Raw genomic sequence first — 17,010 nt, forward strand, 5'->3', positions numbered from 1 at the left:
CTCTCGGTGTTTTGTGTGGTCGGCTTTTTGCCGGCCTATTGCATGAAGACGCGGCTTCGGCGGATGTCCTCCTCGGCGATGGTCAGCAGGTCGGCGACGGCGATGGCGCTGGTGCGTGCTTCGAACAGGCGGTTGGCCTGTCGCAAGCGGGCGCGGTCGAGCGCGTTGCGGATGGAGCGGGCGTTGGCGAAGCGCGGCTGTGCCATGCGGCGCAGAATGTAGTCGGCCATCGCCCGCTCCGCCTCCGGCGCCAAACGGTACTGCATGCCCGCCGTCATCAGCCGGGCGATCTCCAGCAGTTCGCCGGCCTCGTAGTCAGGGAAATCGACATGATGGGCGATGCGCGACGCCATGCCGGGGTTGGAGCGGAAAAAGATCTCCATGCGGTCGCGGTAGCCGGCGAGGATCACCACGAGGTCGTCGCGGTTGTCTTCCATCACCTGGAGCAGGATCTCGATGGCTTCCTGGCCGTAGTCGCGCTCGTTCTCCGGCCGGTAGAGGTAATAAGCCTCATCGATGAACAGCACGCCGCCCATGGCGCGTTTCAGCACCTCTTTCGTCTTGGGCGCCGTATGGCCGATATATTGCCCGACCAGATCGTCGCGGGTAACACTGACCACATGGTTGCGCCGGATATAGCCCAGCCCGTGGAGAAGCCCGGCCATGCGGCGCGCGACCGTCGTCTTGCCGGTGCCGGGATTACCGGTGAAGCACATGTGCAGTGACGGCGGCTCCGCCCTTAGGCCGATGCTGCGGCGGGCGCGCTCCACCAGCAGCAAGGCGGCGATCTCGCGGATGCGGGTCTTTACCGGCAGCAGCCCGACCAACTCGCGATCCATTCCCGCCAGCATCCCGCCGATGCCGGACTCGCGGTAGAGCGCGTCGAGATCGACGGACGGCGCGTCGGATTGCCCATCTCGGGTTTCGGGATCGAGAAGGTCGGCCGCTCCACTCATGCCGCCCTCCATTCCGGTTCGGTCATCAGGGCGGCACGCATGCGCCCCACCACTCCGCGATACCCTCCGTCAACGTCGGGTGAGCAGAAGATGGCGGAGCCGGCGACAAAGATATCGGCACCGGCATCGGCGACGGCACGGATGTTGTCGGGCTTGATGCCGCCATCCACCTCCAGCCGGATATCGCGGCCGGTACGCTTGCGGTAGCAATCTATGCGGCGGCGAACCTCAGCGATCTTCTCGAACGCGGAGGGGATGAAGGACTGGCCGCCGAAGCCAGGATTGACTGACATGACGACGATCAGGTCCAGCCGATCCATCACGTGGTCGAGATGGGTCAGCGGCGTCGCCGGATTGAGAGCCAGCCCGGCGCGGCAACCCTGCTCGCGGATCAGCGCCAGGGTGCGGTCGGGATGCTCCGACGCCTCGGGATGGAAGCTGATGATGTCGGCACCGGCTTTCGCGAATAGTGGCACCAGCGCATCCACCGGGCGCACCATCAGATGGACGTCAATGACGGCGCGGGTGCGCGGGCGGATGGCAGCGCAGACCAGCGGACCGATGGTCAGGTTGGGGACATAATGGTTGTCCATCACGTCGACATGAATGACTTCGCATCCCGCCTCCACAACCCGCTCCACCTCGTCGCCCAACCGGGCGAAGTCGGCGGAGAGGATAGAGGGAGCGAAGAGATATCCAGCCTCAAGCTCACGTTCCATGACCGGTCTCCCCGCTATAGCGTTTGCCGGATGGGCGGCCGGTGGCATAGCTGCGCACCGTGTAGCCGATGCGCCGCCCTGGCCCTTCCGCGCGCAGCAGCTCGAAACCGGGTTCCTCGGCCGGGCGGTTGATGAGGTAGGACATGCGCACCGTCTCGAAACCGTGCGAACTGTCGAAGGCGAGGACTTTCACATACTGGTCGGGGTGAGCGGTGCGGCAGGCGTCGATTTCCATCATCACGCCTTTGGCGTCGCGCAGGTCGAACATGGGGTTGCCCCACATCGTCCAATAGCTGTTGCGCGGGTGCGGATCGTCGGTGAACTCCACCGCTACCGCCCAACCCTGGTCGAGGGCGTACTGGACCTGCTTGGTGATCTCCCCGTCGGTCAGGTCCGGCAGGAAGGAGAACTGGCCCTGGGTAAGACGCATGGGAATCGCTCCTTCTCACATCGCCGCGGTGGGGGTGGGGACGTAATCGACGCTGTCGGTGGAGGCGTAGTCGAAAGTGACGTCCTTCCAGGTGTCGAGTGCCGCGCGCAGCGGGGCGCACCAGCGGGCAGCGTCACGAAGGATCTCCGGTCCCTCGTTCCAGATGTCGCGGCCCTCGTTGCGGGCCTTGACCATCGTTTCCAGAGCGACGCGGTTTGCGGTGGCGCCGGCCTGGATACCGTCGGGATGGCCGATGGTTCCGCCGCCGAACTGTAGGATCACGTCCTCGCCTAGATATGTGAGCAGCTGGTGCATCTGCCCGGCATGTATGCCGCCCGACGCCACCGGCATCACCCGCTTCAGCCCGGCCCAGGGCTGGTCGAAGAAGATGCCGTGCTGGAGATTCTGCGGGACATGGGTCTCGCGGCAGGTGTCGTAGATGCCGCGGATGACGTTGGGGTCGCCCTCCAGCTTGCCGACGACGGTGCCGGCATGGATGTGGTCGACGCCGGCCATGCGCATCCATTTGGCGATGACGCGGAAGGACACGCCGTGGCTCTTCTGCCGGGTGTAGGTGGAATGGCCGGCGCGGTGCAGGTGCAGGATCATGTCGTTGCGCCGCGCCCATTTCGCCATCGACTGGATGGCGGTGTAGCCGATCACCAGATCGATCATGATGATGACGCTGCCCAGTTCCTTGGCGAACTCGGCGCGCTCGTACATGTCTTCCATGGTGGCGGCGGTGACGTTCAGGTAGGTGCCCTTGACCTCCCCGGTCTCGGCGGTGGCGCGGTTGACTCCCTCCATGCAGTAGAGGAAGCGGTCGCGCCAATGCATGAAAGGCTGCGAGTTGATGTTCTCGTCATCCTTGGTGAAATCGAGTCCGCCCTTCAGTGCCTCGTACACCACGCGGCCGTAGTTGCGGCCGGACAATCCCAGCTTCGGCTTCATGGTGGCGCCCAGCAACGGACGACCAAAATTGTTCAGCCTTTCTCGCTCCACCACGATGCCGGTCGCCGGCCCCTGGAAAGTTTTCAGATAGGCGATGGGGATCCGCATGTCCTCCAGCCGCAGCCCCTTCAGCGGCTTGAAGCCGAAGACGTTTCCGATGATCGAGGCAGTGAGGTTGGCGATCGATCCTTCCTCGAAAAGGTCCAGTTCATAGGCGATGTAGGCGAAATACTGGCCGGGCGTTCCGGGCACCGGATCGACGCGGAAAGCCTTGGCGCGATAGCGCTCGCAGTCGGTCAGGCGGTCGGTCCACACCACGGTCCAGGTGGCGGTGGAGCTTTCGCCGGCGACCGCCGCCGCCGCCTCCTCGGGATCGACGCCATCCTGCGGCGTGATGCGGAAGACGGCGAGCACGTCGGTGTCCTTTGGCTCATAGTCCGGCTCCCAATAGCCCATCTGCCGGTATTTCAGCACGCCCGGCCGGTAGCGGGCTTTGGGATCGCTGACGACCGTGTCGCTCGCCTTTCGGTCGGTCGGGAGCGTCGTCGATACGTAATTCATCGTCTTCACCTCGCCAGTGGCGTTCGGTTCGTTCGATGAAAACGTTAGCGTCACGTACTATTGAGGAAAATTCAAATACACAGCACAATATGGATAGGGATTCCTGATGATTGGAGCAGCCGATGACCATCCAGCATGCCACGCTGCGCCAACTCCAGATCTTCGCCGCCGCCGCCCGCAACCTGTCCTTCGCCCGCGTGGCGGAACAGTTCGGCCTGACGCCCGGCGCGGTTTCCTTCCAGATCAAGCAGGTGGAGGGCCATTGCGGCTTCCCGCTGTTTGAACGGGTGGGCCGGCATGTCGTGCTGACGGAAGCCGGACGCGACCTGCTGGAGCATGCGACGCTGATCCTCCAGGCGCTGGACAATGCCGACCGGCGGATGCAGGCGCTGAAGGGGGTGACCGGCGGCAACGTCACCATCGGACTGGTCAGCACCGCCAAATACATCGCGCCGCACATGATCTCCCGGTTCCGCGAGGAACGGCCGGGCGTGTCGATCCATCTCCGAGACGGCAACCGGCGGGAGGTAAACGCGATGGTTGCCAAGGGCGAGGTAGACCTCGCTATCATGGGCCGCCCGCTGGACGAGGGGGAGTTGCTGGCCGACCCCTTTGCCCGCCATCCCAGCATCATCATCTGCGCGCCGACCCATCCCGCGGCCGATGCCCCGGCCCTGCGCCTGTCCGATTTGGCCGACAGCGGCTTCATCGCGCGGGAGGAAGGGGCCGGCACACGGGCGCTGACCGACGCCTATTTCCAGGGCCAGGGCTTCTCGCCGCGCATCGTCATGACCTCCAGCAGCAACGAGACGATCAAGCAGGCGGTCATGGCCGGCATCGGTATCGCCCTGCTGTCCCGTCACACCGTGGACCTGGAATTGGCGCTGGGCATGCTGCGGGAACTGAAGGTGGAGGGGCTACCGCTGATGCGGTCCTGGTACATCGCCCACCGCCGCAGCCTGCCGCTGTTGCCGGTACATGCGCAGCTGCGCAGCTATCTGCTGGAGCGCGGGCAGGCGATTATCGACAGTATTCATGCCAGCCACCGGGCGCTGGTGCCCGGCACCTGAACCCAGGCGTCAAGGCAGCATGATGCGCACGCCTGCCGCAGCAAGCCTCTCCGCCCGCGCCGGGTCGATCCCGTCATCGCAGCAGAGAAAGTCGAAGCTGTTGAGCTTGGCGAAGAAGGCCGGCTTGACCTGATCGAACTTGCTGCTGTCGACCACCAGCGCCTTGGTCACGGCGTTGGCGATGGCGGTCTGCTTGATCTCCACCTCGTGAAAGTTCGAACAGCTGATCCCCAGCGACTCATGCACACCGCCGGCCGAGATGAAGGCGGTGTTGATGCCGATGCCGCGCAGCATCTCCAGCGACTCCGGACTGGAGAAGGACGCAGAGGAAGCGTGGTAGAGGCCGCCCAGCATGACCACGCGCAAGCCCGGCTTCTTGCAAACGATCTCGGCGATGTTCATGGCGTAGCAGACCACGGTGATCTGGCTGTCGGCCGGGATGCGGCTGGCGAGATGAGTGGTAGTGGTGCCACAGTCGATGAACACCGTCTCCCCCGGCTTCAGCAGGGTCGCCGCCGAGTCGCAGGCGGTCCGCTTCATCTCGATGTGGGCGTCCCGCTCGCGGTCCAGGATGTAGCCCATGCCGCCGGCGCTCTCCAGCCCGCCGGCGATATAGCCGCCGAGATAGGCGAAGCGCCCGTCGCAGGACGCGATGTCGCGCCGCACCGTCATTTCCGAGACGCCCAGCAGCCGGGCCGCATCCTTCAACCGAAGATAGCCGCCAGCATCCAGCGCGCTCTGCAACCGGTCCAGGCGATCGGCCCTTCTCATCGACATGTCCGCATCCCGTACCGTTTCCACCCATCCTGCCCGCGGCCGTACCTTACAATTCAAACGGGTTAATCCCAATGGTGTGACGCCTCGAACAGGATGGCCGTGGCCAAGCTCACAATCGCATGCATTGATCTTGACACAGTGCGCGACAATGTGAAACTATCCTTTCAGAAAATGTTAGAATGTTAACATCGCGACGAGTTCCGAAGCGGTGTCGGCGTTCCGGCAACAATCGAGGAGAGCCCTCAAGACCAAGGGGCTCCCCGGGAGGACCAAGATGCCCATGACCAGCGTCCCGGCCGATGCGGCCGGTCTGGCTCCGTTCATCGACCACACCCTGTTGCGCCCGGACGCCCAGCCCGCTGATGTCGGGCGGCTGTGCGACGAGGCGCGTGCGCACGCCTTCAAGGCGGTCTGCGTCAACCCCGTCTTCATTCCGCTGGTGACCGAACGGCTGGCCGGATCGCCGGTCGTGCCCTGCGCGGTGATCTGCTTCCCCTTCGGCGCCGATCCCACGGCGATCAAGGCGGATGAGGCCGAATGGGTGGTGCGCCACGGCGCCCGCGAGGTCGACATGGTGATCCCCATCGGCCTGCTGAAGGCCGGCCGAACCGTCGAAGTGCGCGACGACGTCGCCGCGGTCAAGCAGGCCTGCGGTGACGCCCTGCTGAAGGTCATCATCGAAACCAGCCTGCTCACCGACGACGAGAAGATCCTGGCCTGCCGGCTGTCGCAGGAGGCCGGGGCCGATTACGTCAAGACCTCCACCGGCTTCGCCGGAGGCGGCGCCACCGCCGAGGATGTGGCGCTGATGCGCCGGACCGTCGGCGACGGCATGGGCGTCAAGGCGTCGGGCGGGGTACGCACCACCGAGAACGCCCGCCGCATGATCGCAGCCGGCGCCTCGCGCATCGGCGCCAGCGCCAGCGTGGCGATCGTCGGCGGCTGACCCCGCAGGCCTCGCGCACGCCATCGAGCGTGCCGGTCGGGCGGGAGTTCCGTCCGTCCCACCCGGCACGGCATCACCAAAAACGGAACGCGCAGCGGGTGGCAAACACCCCGGCACCGGCGGTGGGTCGAAGAGTTCTCCCACCGCATGGCGCTTATCGCCTCTCATGGGAGTCACGCCGACATGAAGAAGTTGCTGTCCTCGCTCATCGTCGCCGCGTCGCTGGTCGCCGGACCGGCGATGGCCGCCGATCCGGTCCCGACACCGGACGCCGTCAAGACGCTGAAGTCCGACGCCACCAAGAAGAAATACACCATCGCCACCGTAGTGAAGGTCGACGGCATCGCCTGGTTCGACCGCATGCGCGATGGCGTGAAGCAGTTCGCCAGCGACACCGGCCACGACACCTGGATGGTGGGGCCGAGCCAAGCCGACGCGGCGGCACAGGTCCAACTGGTCGAGAACCTGATCGCCCAGGGCGTCGACGCCATCGCCATCGTCCCGTTCTCGGTCGAGGCGGTGGAGCCGGTGCTGAAGAAGGCGCGTGACCGCGGCATCGTGGTAATCGCGCATGAGGCGTCGAACATCCAGAACGCCGACTATGTGCTGGAGGCCTTCGACAACTTCGCCTACGGCGCCAAGCTGATGGAAGTGCTGGGCAAGGCGATGGGCGGCGAGGGCAAGTATGTCTGCACCGTCGGCAGCCTGACCTCCAAGTCGCAGAACGAATGGATCGACGGCGCTGTCGCCTATCAGAAGGAACATTTCCCGAAGATGCAGATGGTGACCAACCGTCTGGAGACCTATGACGACGCCAACACCGACTACAACAAGCTGAAGGAAGTCCTGACGACGTATCCCGACCTGAAGGGCATCGTCGGCGGCCCGATGCCGACCTCGGCCGGCGCCGGCCGTCTGGTGGCGGAGCGCGGTCTGAAGAACAAGCTGTTCTTCTCCGGCACCGGTCTGGTGTCGGTCGCCGGCCAGTATCTGACGCAAGGCGACATCCAGTACATCCAGTTCTGGGATCCGGCGGTTGCCGGCTATGCCATGAACATGCTGGCGGTGATGGCGCTGGACGGCAAGAAGGACCAGATCAAGGCCGGTCTGAACCTCGGCCTGCCAGGCTACACCAACCTGACCACGCCGCAGGGGGCCAAGGCCAACCTGCTGTACGGCCAGGGCTGGGTTGGCGTGACCAAGGAGAACATGGGCTCCTACGACTTCTGATGATCTGAAGACGGGCGCCGGCAGCCGGAAGCGGCTTGCCGGCGCCCCCTTGTCTTCATCCTTTCCTCGAACCGCCGGGCGGAAGATATGTCGGACGGTTTCATCGAACTCCGGAACATCCGGAAGGTGTTTGCCGGCGTCGTCGCGCTGGACGCCATGTCGCTGGTCATCAAACCCGGCGAGATCCATTGCCTGGCCGGAGAGAACGGCTCGGGCAAATCCACCGTCATCAAGATCATGTCCGGCGTCTATCAGCCGGACGGCGGCGAGATCCTGATCGATGGCAGGACGATGCCCGGCATGTCGCCGATCGAGGCCATTGCCCACGGCGTCCAGGTCATCTACCAGGACTTCTCGCTGTTCGGGAACCTGACCGTCGCCGAGAATCTGGCGATGAACGTCCATCTTGGCGAAAAGCGGCGCCTGATGAACTGGCGGCGCACCCGCGCCATCGCCCGCGAGGCGGTGGACCGGCTGGGCGTGGAACTTGACCTGGATGCCGAGGTCGCCTCGCTGCCGACCGCCGGCAAGCAGCTGGTCGCCATCGCCCGCGCGCTGATGTCCGACGCCCGCCTGATCATCATGGACGAGCCGACCACGGCCTTGACCCGCAAGGAGGTCGAGACGCTGTTCCGCATCGTCCGCGACATCCAGGCGCGCGGCATCGCCATCCTGTTCGTCAGCCACAAGATGCGCGAGATGCTGGAAATCAGCGAGCGCATCACCGTGATCCGCAACGGCCGCAAGGTGGCGGAGGGGCCGACCGGCGGCTTCGACGAAGCGCTGATCACCCGCCACATGACCGGCAGCGACATCCTCAACGAACCCTATGTCTGGACCCCGCCGCCCGGCCCGCCGCCGGTGCCCCGGCTGGAGATCCGCAGCCTGACCGTGCCCGGAAAGTGCGAGGATCTGAGCCTTGCCATCCGCCCCGGCGAGATCGTCGGGCTGTCGGGCCTGCTGGGTTCCGGCCGCACCGATCTGGCGCTGGCGCTCTTCGGCATGGTGCCGCGCTATCAGGGCGAGATCCTGATCGATGGCGCGCCGGTGCGGCTGCGCACGACCCAGGAGGCCATTGACGCCGGCATCGCCTATGTACCGGAGGACCGGCTGAGCGAAGGGCTGTTCCTGCCGCAGAGCATCAAACGCAACATGCTTGCCACCTCCTATGAACGGCTGGCGCGCAGGCTGGTGATCGACCGCGGGCAGGCCGAGGAGATGACGCAGGGCATGGTCCGCGCCATGCAGATCGCCACACCGACCGCCGAGAAGCCGGTGATGCAGCTCTCGGGCGGCAACCAGCAGCGCGTGGTACTGGCCCGCTGGCTGCTGACCGACGCCCGCGTGCTGATCCTGAACGGCCCGACCGTCGGCGTCGACGTCGGGTCGAAGGCGGAAATCCATGCCAAGATCCGGGAGCTGGCGCAGCATCACGGCCTCGCCGTCCTGATGATCTCCGACGACGTGCTGGAGCTGGTGCAGAACTGCAACCGCATCGTGCTGATGCATCGCGGGCGCTTCATCGAGGATCTGCCCGCCGCCGACGTCACCGAAGAGACGGTCAGCGACCGGCTCAAGACCTTTACCTGAGGGAGGAACCGATGGCCCTGCTCCGCCGGTCGGAAACGGTCATCGCGGGCATCCTTTTGCTCGCCATGGTCCTCATCGGCACGATCAACCCCGCCTTCTGGCAGCTCGACAACCTGTTCAGCCTGATGCGCAGCAACGTCATCATCGGCATCATGGCGATGGGCGTGCTGCTGGTGCTGATCTCCGGCGGCATCGACGTGTCGTTCCCGGCCTTCGCCGTCGCCGCCATGTACCTGACGATCAAGGGCATGCTGGCGCTGGGATACAACGGCGTCGTCCTGCCGCTGCTGGCCGCCACCCTCATGGGGCTGGCGTTCGGCGCGGTGAACGGCTTCTTCGTCTACAAGTTCCGCATGATCCCGCTGATCGTGACGCTGGGCACCAGCGCCATGGTGCGCGGCTTCCTGCTGGGCATCGTCGGCACCAGCATGATCAACATCAACAAGATGCCGACCGCCCTGATCGACTTCGCCCGCACCGACGTGGTCAGCGTGACCAAGGCCGACAGCACCACCTACGGCCTGACGGCGATGGTGCTGATCTATCTGGGGCTGGCGCTCGCCATGCATCTGGTGCTGCGCTACACCATGATCGGCCGCAGCGCCTACGCGCTGGGCGGCGATCCGGAGGCGGCGCGCCGTGCCGGCTTCGATTTGCGCAAGACCATCTTCTTCATCTATTGCGTCGCCGGCGCGCTGGCGGGTTTCGCCGGGCTCCTCCACAGCGGCATGATCTGGCTGGCCAACCCGCGCGACTTCGTCGGGCTGGAGCTGGACGTCATCGCGGCGGTGGTGCTGGGCGGGGCGTCGATCTTCGGCGGGCGGGGCAGCGTGCTCGGCACCATGCTCGGCGTCTTCATGCTGGTGATGGTCAAGAACAGCCTGATCATCATGCGTGTGGACACCACCTGGCAGCTCGTCGTCGTGGGTCTGATCGTCATCGCCGCGACCGCCCTGTCGGCGTGGCGCGACCGCCGCCGGGCGGCGTGAGGAGGCGGGAGCATGAAGGCACAAATGAACATCCGCAGCCTGGTCAACCGCGACAACAACATCGTCCAGCTTCTGGTGATGACGGTGCTGATCTTCGCCGTGATGACGGCGCTCAGCCCGGACAAGTTCCTGCGCTACTATAATTTCGAATCGATCACCTATATCTTCCCCGAGCTGGGGCTGCTCTCCATCGCGATGATGATCGCCATGCTGACCGGCGGCATCGACCTGTCGGTGGTGGGGGTCGCCAATTTGTCGGGCATCCTGGCCGGCGTGCTGTTCCACAAGATGGCGGGGGCCGCCGGCATCGCCGATACCGGTATCCTGACCGTCCTGCTGGGCGGGGTCATCGCACTCGGCACCGGGCTGGTGGCGGGGACGGTGAACGGGTTGCTGATCACCCGGCTGGGCATCACGCCAATCCTGGCGACACTGGGCACCGGACAGGTCTTCACCGGGCTCGCCATCGTGCTGACCGGCGGCCCGGCCATCGTCGGCTTTCCCACCGCCTGGGCCTTTCTCGGCAACGGCAAGATCCTGGGGCTGGCGACGCCCTTCGTGCTGTTCGCAGCCATCGCCGCTCTGATCGCCTTCGTGCTGAGCCGCACCGCGCTCGGCATCAACCTGATGCTGATCGGCACCAACCCGAAGGCGGCGCTGTTCGCCGGGCTGAAGCGGGAGCGGATGGTGCTGTACAGCTACATGCTGACCGGCGTTCTGGCCTCGGTCGCCGGGATCATCCTGTCGGGGCGGACCAACGCGGCGAAGTCGGATTACGGCACCTCTTACCTGTTGCAGGCGGTGCTGATCGCCGTGCTGGGCGGCACCAACCCGGCGGGAGGACGCGGTACGGTGCTGGGCATCACCATCGCGGTGGCAGCGCTGATGCTGCTGTCGAGCGGCTTCCAGATCCTGCGCTTCTCCAACCACCTGATCGACTTCATCTGGGGGGCGTTCCTTCTGCTGGTCATCGCCATCAACGCCTACAAGAACCGCACCCGCTAGTCGGCTTTCAGGCCGGCTTCCCATAGGGAGGAAATCCCATGAGCGTCCGAACCGCAATCCATTTCCGCAAAAACTTCTTCGGCGAGGCGGAGCGCCCGATTGCCGAGGCGCATGACATGACCGCCAGCCTGTTCCGCTATGACAGCGGAATCGAAGCGGTGCGGCTGTCCAACCGGCGCGGCCATCTGGTGGTGCTGCCCTATTATGGCCAGATGGTGTGGGACGCCGTGTTCGACGGGGTCGACCTGACCATGGCGAACATGTTCGATATGCCGCGTCCGGCGACCGAGATCGTCGGCACCTATGGCTGTTTCGCCTTCCATTCCGGGCTGCTGCGCAACGGCTGCCCCGGCCCGCAAGATAGCCATCTTCTGCACGGCGAGATGCCCTGTGCGCCGATGGACGCCGCCGGGCTGGAAGTAGGGGAGGACGACGAAGGCCCCTATATGGCGGTGACCGGCCGGCGCGAATATGTGATGGGCTTCGGCGCCCATTATGTCGCCCGCCCGCGGGTGGTGCTTCGTCCCGGCTCCGCCCTGTTCGACATCAGGATGGCGGTGGAGAACCTGTCGGGTGCGGCGATGGACCTGATGTACATGTGCCACGTCAATTTCGCCTTCGCCGAGGGTGCGCGCATCATCCAGCCGGCGCCCTTCACGCCGGAGGCGACGGCGGTACGTACGGTGGTGCCGGCCCATGTGCCGCGCAGCCCGGCCTATGACGCGCTGCTGGCCGACCTCGCCCGCGATCCGGCGGTGATGGAGGTGCTGGACGAACCTGGGCGCTATGACCCGGAACAGGTCTTCTACATCCGCGGCCTGCGCACCGACGAGGAGGGCGGCACCGCGGTGATGATGCGGCGGCGCCAGGGCGACGCCTTCCACATCGCCTACAGCACGCGCGAGTTCCCCAAGACGGTGCGCTGGGTGCTGGTCAACAGCGACCAGAAGGTCTGCGCCTTCGCCCTGCCCTCCACCTGCGAGCCGGAGGGCTACAATGCGGAGAGCGCCAAGGGCAATGTCCAGACGCTGGCGGGCGGCGAGATCCGGCGCTTCTCGGTGCGGCTGGGCTACCTGACCGCCGACGAGGCCGAAGCCGAGGAATGCGCCATCCGGGCGTTGTGATTTGGGGCGCTGTGAGAGGAGTAGCAGAAGATGGGCAAGATCGCCGTGGTCGGCAGCAACATGGTCGACCTGATCACCTACACCGCCCGCATGCCCGGTCCCGGCGAGACCATCGAGGCGCCGCGCTTCGAGATGGGCTGCGGCGGCAAGGGCGCCAACCAGGCCATCGCCGCCGCCCGGCTGGGCGCCGCGGTGATGATGGTCACCAAGGTCGGCGACGACGTCTTCGCCGACAACACCATCCGCAACTTCGAGGAGTCCGGCATCGACACCCGCCATGTTGAACGGGTGCCCGGCACCTCCAGCGGCGTGGCGCCCATCTTCGTCGAGCCGTCGGGCGAGAACAGCATCCTGATCATCAAGGGCGCCAACGCCCTGCTGTCGCCGGCCGACATCGATCGCGCCGCCGAGGATCTGAAGGGCTGCGACCTGATCGTCATGCAGCTGGAAGTCCCGCTGGAGACAGTCTATCACACCATCGATTTCGGGGCGCGGCACGGCATCGAGACGCTGTTGAACCCCGCTCCGGCGCCTACCGATCTGGACCCCAAGCGGATCGAGCAGGTCACCTTCCTAGTGCCGAACCAGACCGAGCTGGCGACCATTTCCGGTCTGCCGGTGAATTCGGAGGTGGAGGCCGAGACGGCGGCGCGCTCGCTGATCGCGCGCGGCATCCGCACGGTGATCGTCACGCTGGGCGCCCGTGGCGCGCTTCTGGTGACCAAGGGCGAGGAAACCCGGCGGATCGAGCCGGTGCGGGTCACGCCGGTCGACACCACCGGGGCCGGCGACGCCTTCATCGGCAGCTTCGCGCGCTATTACGTCGAGGACCGCGACCTGGACGCCGCGCTGCACATGGCGGTGCGCTATGCCGCCGACAGCATCACCCGGCCGGGCACCCAGAAATCCTATGCCGGCCGCGAGGCGTTCGAGGCCTTCTGCGCCAGCCTGTAAGCATCGGAAAAAGGACATGCCATGACACGCGCCGTGATCGGAGTCGATGTGGGCACCGGCAGCGCCCGCGCCGGAATCTTCGACCTTGAGGGGCGCCGGCTGGCCGCTGCCTCCCGCCCGATCCGGATATGGAAGCCCGATCCGGAGTGGGCGGAGCAGTCCTCCGACGACATCTGGGCCGCGGTCTGCGCCGCGGTGCAGGAGGCGCTGGCGGCCTGCGGCGAGAAGCCGGAGGTGGTCGGCATCGGCTTCGACGCCACCTGTTCGCTGGTGGTGCTCGACGCAGCCGGGCGGCCGGTGACGGTCGATCCGGAGGGCGACGACGCCCGCAACGTCATCGTCTGGATGGACCATCGCGCCATCGAGCAGACCGACCGCATCAATGCCGGCGATTATCAGGTGCTGCGCTATGTCGGCGGGCGGCTGTCGCCGGAGATGCAGACGCCCAAGCTGCTGTGGCTGAAGGAGAGAATGCCGCAAAGCTGGAGCCGGGCCGCCCATTTCTTCGATCTGCCGGATTTCCTGACCTGGCGGGCGACCGGGTCGGCGCGGCGGTCGCTGTGCTCGCTGGTGTGCAAATGGACCTATCTGGGGCATGAGGGGCGGTGGGACGACGGCTATCTCCGCGCCATCGGGTTGGGGGAGCTGGTCGACGAAGGCTATGCCCGCATCGGCACCGAGGTCGGCGAGGTCGGCAGCGCCGTCGCCGGCGGGCTGAGCGCCGAGGCGGCGCACGAGCTTGGGCTGACGCCGGGCATCGCGGTCGGCACCTCGATGATCGACGCCCATGCCGGCGGGATCGGGGTGATCGGGGTGCCGCTGGAGGCAACGGGGACCGTCGATTTCGACCGGCGGCTGGCGCTGATCGGCGGTACGTCGAGCTGCCATATGGTGATGAGCCCGGCAGCACCGCGCTTCATTCCCGGCGTCTGGGGACCTTATCATTCGGCCATGCTGCCGGGCCTGTGGCTGAACGAGGGCGGGCAGTCGGCGACCGGGGCGCTGATCGACCATGTGGTGCAGGGCCATCCCCGCCATGCCGATCTTTCCACCGAAGCCACCCGGCGCGGCGCCACGGTCTATCAGCTGCTGAACGAGGAGCTGGCGGCGCTGGCCGGGCGCAGCGGCGGGCCGATGGCGCTGCTGACCCGCGACCTGCATGTGCTGCCCGATTTTCACGGCAACCGCTCGCCGCGGGCCGACGCCAGCCTGCGCGGCGCCATCGCCGGGCTTCGCCTGTCCGACGGGCTGGAGGATCTGGCGCTGCTCTATCTGGCGACGGTGCAGGCGGTGGCCTATGGCACCCGGCACATCGTCGCGGCGATGAACGGGCGGGGCTATGCCATCGACACCATCCTCGCCTGCGGCGGCGGCACCAAGAACCCGGTGTTCCTGGAGGCGCATGCCGACGCCACCGGCTGCACCCTGGTCCTGCCGGAGGAGCCGGAGGCCGTGCTGCTGGGCGCCGCCGTGCTGGGGGCGGTGGCGGGCGGCGCCTTCCCCGACATCGCCGCCGGCATGGCCGGGATGAGCCGCGCCGGCCGCAGCATCCAGCCGGCCGGCGGCCGGTTGCAGGCCTATCACGACGCCAAATACGCCGTGTTCCTGCGGATGCACGAGGACCAGATGGCCTATCGCGCCCTGATGGAGAGGGCCGGCTAGAACCGCCTCACATCACGCACTCGCGCATCTCTTCCCGCTCCACCGGCGCCTTGGTTTTCGCGGCCTTGAGTTTCTCCGCCTTGAGTTTCTCCGCCTCGTGTTTCTCGCACAGGTCGTCCGGCAGCTCCTCGCCCTGGAGCAGCGGGCAGCGTTCGAACAGTTCGGCCAGCCAGTCGACGAAGACCCGCACCTTGGGCGACAGGTGCCGGTTGTGCGGGTAGACGGCGGAGATCGGGATGCGCGGCGGCCGCCAGTCGGTCAGAACCTCGCGCAGGGCGCCGCTGCGCAGGTGCGGCAATACCATGAAGCGGGCGGGTTGCAGGATGCCCTGCCCTTCCAGCCCGCAGGTGACATAGGCGTCGGCATCGTTGACCGAGATGACGCCCTTCATGGAAATTTCCTCCACCGCGCCGTCGCGCTGGAAGCAGAGCTCCATGTTCCGGCCGGTGCGGTTGCTGAAATAATTCACCGCGATGTGGCGTTCCAGATCCTCGATGGTCCTGGGCACGCCATGCTCGGCGAGATAGGCCGGGCTGGCGCAGGTGATCGGCTGCATGGCGCCGATCCGGCGGGCCAGCAGGCTGGAATCGGCCAGCTCGCCGACGCGGACGACGCAGTCCACCCCCTCCTGGATCAGGTCGACGGCGCGGTCGCCCAGCCCCAGCATCAGGTCGATGTCGGGGTATTTGTCGTGGAACTCGTGGATCGAAGGGATGATGACCAGCCGGCCGATCGAACCCGGCATGTCCACCCGCAGCCGGCCGCGCGGCGTCTTGCGGGCGCTGGTGAAGGTCGATTCGATCTCGTCGATTTCCGACAGGATGCGGCTGGCCCCCTCCAGATAGGCGGCGCCGTCCAGCGTCAGGCTGAGCTTGCGCGTGGTGCGCTGGAGCAGGCGGACACCCAGCGCCGCCTCCAGATTCTGGACCGTCGTCGTCACCGAGGCGCGCGGCAGCCCCAGCGTTTCCGCCGCCTTCGAGAAGCTGTTCGCCTCGACCACCCGGATGAAGACGCGCATCGCATGCAGCTTGTCCATACGGATCCCGTCCTTTCGATCGCGGCCCCCGCAAGAGGGGAGAGTGTCCGCCGATGACTGGCGAATAGCAACCGGGCGGCTGGGTTTCAAGGGGGCATGCGTTTTATGCGACGTCCGGCGGGGAGGTTGGAACGGCGTGAAACGCTTTCCGGCGGCTGTTCCATCTTCAGAGCCGGTGGGAGAAAGCGCCGGCGCCACGGCGGGGCACCGGGCCGGGGTTGAGGTTGGGGAATTCCTCGTACTGGTTGACGGTATAGGGGAAGACGCCCTTCGGTCCCTCCGCCTCCGGCTGGGCCACGACGGCGGCGACCATGGCGGGGTTGGGCATCCTGCGTTCGCGAATGGCGCCGGGGATGTCGTCGTCGTCCAGTTCGGGGACGGTGACGGCGGGCGGGTCCTCAGGCTTGGGGGCCGGCTTTGGGGCGGGCGGCTGATCGGGTTTGGAGTCTTGCCGCTTGCCCGCCGGGAGGTCGAGGCCGGCGAACAGGCCGAGGCGCTCGGCCAGCCAGCGCACGGTGGCGGGATCACCGGAGGTGACCAGCCGCTCGATCTGCTCGGCCACCAGGATGCGCAGAGAGGACAGACGCAGTTCGGCCTCGCGGTTCAGCGCCTGCCGCTCCCACCACACCCTGTGACGGAAATCCTGGGAACCGTAATAGGCCCGCCACAGCGTGGTGCGGCTGCACCCCATGGCGCGGGAGACCTGGAGGAAGCTGTTGCCGCGGGCCAGCATGCCGGCGGCCATAATCCATTGTTCCTCATGGAACTGCGAACCGGGGACCAGCGAGCCTTCCGACGGGGTCGGCGGCTCTTCGGCCCAGCGGGGGAAGTTGTCGTTGTTGAAGCTGCGGGGGTCGAGGGGCATGGGGTGGCTCCGCGAATGGGTGGGCATTGCGGAGAAAATATAGGATATTAGTCCTTGAGCGGAGAGCTTTTGTAAAAGCAGGACACGTAAAAGCAGGGCACGGGGGACGGGTCCGCAGGGCGCGGTGCCCCTGGCAGGGCCGGTG

The 17,010-nt window shown here is 66.3% G+C and carries 16 protein-coding genes; 9 read left to right on the plus strand and 7 right to left on the minus strand.

Annotated features, from left to right (window positions below; genetic code table 11):
- Positions 1-35: 35 nt before the first annotated feature.
- Genes cbbX through J2848_RS25655 form a run of 4 tightly spaced genes read right to left on the minus strand, consistent with a single transcriptional unit; the run spans position 36 to position 3,617 of the window.
- Positions 36-956 (minus strand): CbbX protein, encoded by a 921-nt coding sequence (cbbX, locus tag J2848_RS25640; RefSeq protein WP_246194427.1) that lies wholly within the window; start codon positions 954-956, stop codon positions 36-38.
- Entirely contained in the window at positions 953-1,675 is a 723-nt protein-coding gene (rpe, locus tag J2848_RS25645; RefSeq protein WP_149235133.1) for a ribulose-phosphate 3-epimerase, read from the minus strand. The genes cbbX and rpe overlap by 4 nt, the downstream gene beginning before the upstream one ends.
- Entirely contained in the window at positions 1,665-2,105 is a 441-nt protein-coding gene (locus J2848_RS25650) for a ribulose bisphosphate carboxylase small subunit (protein WP_149235132.1), read from the minus strand. Before J2848_RS25650 ends, rpe begins: the two co-directional genes overlap by 11 nt.
- Positions 2,106-2,120: 15 nt before the next feature.
- Complete coding sequence (locus J2848_RS25655; RefSeq protein WP_149235131.1) at positions 2,121-3,617, minus strand: form I ribulose bisphosphate carboxylase large subunit; 1,497 nt, start codon at positions 3,615-3,617, stop codon at positions 2,121-2,123.
- A gap of 122 nt (positions 3,618-3,739) precedes the next feature.
- Here J2848_RS25655 and J2848_RS25660 point away from each other — a divergent pair, with 122 nt between their 5' ends.
- Positions 3,740-4,687 (plus strand): LysR family transcriptional regulator, encoded by a 948-nt coding sequence (locus J2848_RS25660; RefSeq protein ID WP_246194425.1) that lies wholly within the window; start codon positions 3,740-3,742, stop codon positions 4,685-4,687.
- A 9-nt stretch (positions 4,688-4,696) separates the two neighbouring features.
- Here the strand turns inward: J2848_RS25660 and J2848_RS25665 are convergent, their stop codons facing one another.
- Positions 4,697-5,464 carry a DeoR/GlpR family DNA-binding transcription regulator gene (locus J2848_RS25665; RefSeq protein ID WP_149235129.1) on the minus strand — a complete coding sequence of 256 codons (768 nt, stop codon included), beginning with the start codon at positions 5,462-5,464 and terminating at the stop codon, positions 4,697-4,699.
- A gap of 274 nt (positions 5,465-5,738) precedes the next feature.
- On the opposite strand from J2848_RS25665, the gene deoC reads away from it, so the two are divergent.
- From deoC to J2848_RS25705, 8 genes are all read left to right on the plus strand, one after another.
- A complete protein-coding gene (deoC, locus tag J2848_RS25670) occupies positions 5,739-6,410 on the plus strand; it encodes a deoxyribose-phosphate aldolase (protein ID WP_149235128.1) in 672 nt (223 codons plus the stop codon).
- A 183-nt stretch (positions 6,411-6,593) separates the two neighbouring features.
- On the plus strand, positions 6,594-7,640 hold the full coding sequence (locus tag J2848_RS25675) for an autoinducer 2 ABC transporter substrate-binding protein (RefSeq protein ID WP_149235127.1): 1,047 nt from the start codon (positions 6,594-6,596) through the stop codon (positions 7,638-7,640).
- 87 nt (positions 7,641-7,727) lie between these two features.
- On the plus strand, positions 7,728-9,230 hold the full coding sequence (locus tag J2848_RS25680; RefSeq protein WP_149235126.1) for a sugar ABC transporter ATP-binding protein: 1,503 nt from the start codon (positions 7,728-7,730) through the stop codon (positions 9,228-9,230).
- A gap of 11 nt (positions 9,231-9,241) precedes the next feature.
- Positions 9,242-10,219: an ABC transporter permease gene (locus tag J2848_RS25685; protein ID WP_149235125.1), complete on the plus strand. Its 978-nt coding sequence runs from the start codon at positions 9,242-9,244 to the stop codon at positions 10,217-10,219.
- Positions 10,220-10,231: 12 nt separating this feature from the next.
- Positions 10,232-11,224, plus strand: coding sequence for an ABC transporter permease (locus J2848_RS25690; protein WP_149235124.1), 993 nt, complete (start codon positions 10,232-10,234; stop codon positions 11,222-11,224).
- A 38-nt stretch (positions 11,225-11,262) separates the two neighbouring features.
- Complete coding sequence (locus J2848_RS25695) at positions 11,263-12,348, plus strand: aldose 1-epimerase family protein (protein ID WP_149235123.1); 1,086 nt, start codon at positions 11,263-11,265, stop codon at positions 12,346-12,348.
- Positions 12,349-12,378: 30 nt separating this feature from the next.
- Positions 12,379-13,302: a ribokinase gene (gene rbsK, locus J2848_RS25700; protein ID WP_149235122.1), complete on the plus strand. Its 924-nt coding sequence runs from the start codon at positions 12,379-12,381 to the stop codon at positions 13,300-13,302.
- Positions 13,303-13,323: 21 nt separating this feature from the next.
- Complete coding sequence (locus J2848_RS25705; RefSeq protein WP_149235121.1) at positions 13,324-14,964, plus strand: FGGY-family carbohydrate kinase; 1,641 nt, start codon at positions 13,324-13,326, stop codon at positions 14,962-14,964.
- Between the two features lie 7 nt (positions 14,965-14,971).
- Here J2848_RS25705 and J2848_RS25710 read toward each other — a convergent pair whose 3' ends face one another.
- Together J2848_RS25710 and J2848_RS25715 are read right to left on the minus strand one after the other, a co-directional pair.
- Positions 14,972-16,000, minus strand: a complete 1,029-nt coding sequence (locus J2848_RS25710; protein WP_149235120.1) for a LysR family transcriptional regulator — start codon at positions 15,998-16,000, stop codon at positions 14,972-14,974.
- 166 nt (positions 16,001-16,166) lie between these two features.
- Positions 16,167-16,865: a hypothetical protein gene (locus J2848_RS25715; protein ID WP_149235119.1), complete on the minus strand. Its 699-nt coding sequence runs from the start codon at positions 16,863-16,865 to the stop codon at positions 16,167-16,169.
- Positions 16,866-17,010 lie beyond the last annotated feature (145 nt).

Source organism: Azospirillum lipoferum, assembly GCF_024170005.1.
In the GTDB taxonomy this organism is placed as follows: Bacteria; Pseudomonadota; Alphaproteobacteria; order Azospirillales; family Azospirillaceae; genus Azospirillum; species Azospirillum lipoferum.

Excerpts from the sequence above, each read along its gene's own strand:
- cbbX (WP_246194427.1), bottom strand. The coding sequence starts at position 956 with ATGAGTGGAGCGGCCGACCTTCTCGATCCCGAAACCCGAGATGGGCAA.
- rpe (WP_149235133.1), bottom strand. The coding sequence starts at position 1,675 with ATGGAACGTGAGCTTGAGGCTGGATATCTCTTCGCTCCCTCTATCCTC.
- J2848_RS25650 (WP_149235132.1), bottom strand. The coding sequence starts at position 2,105 with ATGCGTCTTACCCAGGGCCAGTTCTCCTTCCTGCCGGACCTGACCGAC.
- J2848_RS25655 (WP_149235131.1), bottom strand. The coding sequence starts at position 3,617 with ATGAATTACGTATCGACGACGCTCCCGACCGACCGAAAGGCGAGCGAC.
- J2848_RS25660 (WP_246194425.1), top strand. The coding sequence starts at position 3,740 with ATGACCATCCAGCATGCCACGCTGCGCCAACTCCAGATCTTCGCCGCC.
- J2848_RS25665 (WP_149235129.1), bottom strand. The coding sequence starts at position 5,464 with ATGTCGATGAGAAGGGCCGATCGCCTGGACCGGTTGCAGAGCGCGCTG.
- deoC (WP_149235128.1), top strand. The coding sequence starts at position 5,739 with ATGCCCATGACCAGCGTCCCGGCCGATGCGGCCGGTCTGGCTCCGTTC.
- J2848_RS25675 (WP_149235127.1), top strand. The coding sequence starts at position 6,594 with ATGAAGAAGTTGCTGTCCTCGCTCATCGTCGCCGCGTCGCTGGTCGCC.
- J2848_RS25680 (WP_149235126.1), top strand. The coding sequence starts at position 7,728 with ATGTCGGACGGTTTCATCGAACTCCGGAACATCCGGAAGGTGTTTGCC.
- J2848_RS25685 (WP_149235125.1), top strand. The coding sequence starts at position 9,242 with ATGGCCCTGCTCCGCCGGTCGGAAACGGTCATCGCGGGCATCCTTTTG.
- J2848_RS25690 (WP_149235124.1), top strand. The coding sequence starts at position 10,232 with ATGAAGGCACAAATGAACATCCGCAGCCTGGTCAACCGCGACAACAAC.
- J2848_RS25695 (WP_149235123.1), top strand. The coding sequence starts at position 11,263 with ATGAGCGTCCGAACCGCAATCCATTTCCGCAAAAACTTCTTCGGCGAG.
- rbsK (WP_149235122.1), top strand. The coding sequence starts at position 12,379 with ATGGGCAAGATCGCCGTGGTCGGCAGCAACATGGTCGACCTGATCACC.
- J2848_RS25705 (WP_149235121.1), top strand. The coding sequence starts at position 13,324 with ATGACACGCGCCGTGATCGGAGTCGATGTGGGCACCGGCAGCGCCCGC.
- J2848_RS25710 (WP_149235120.1), bottom strand. The coding sequence starts at position 16,000 with ATGGACAAGCTGCATGCGATGCGCGTCTTCATCCGGGTGGTCGAGGCG.
- J2848_RS25715 (WP_149235119.1), bottom strand. The coding sequence starts at position 16,865 with ATGCCCCTCGACCCCCGCAGCTTCAACAACGACAACTTCCCCCGCTGG.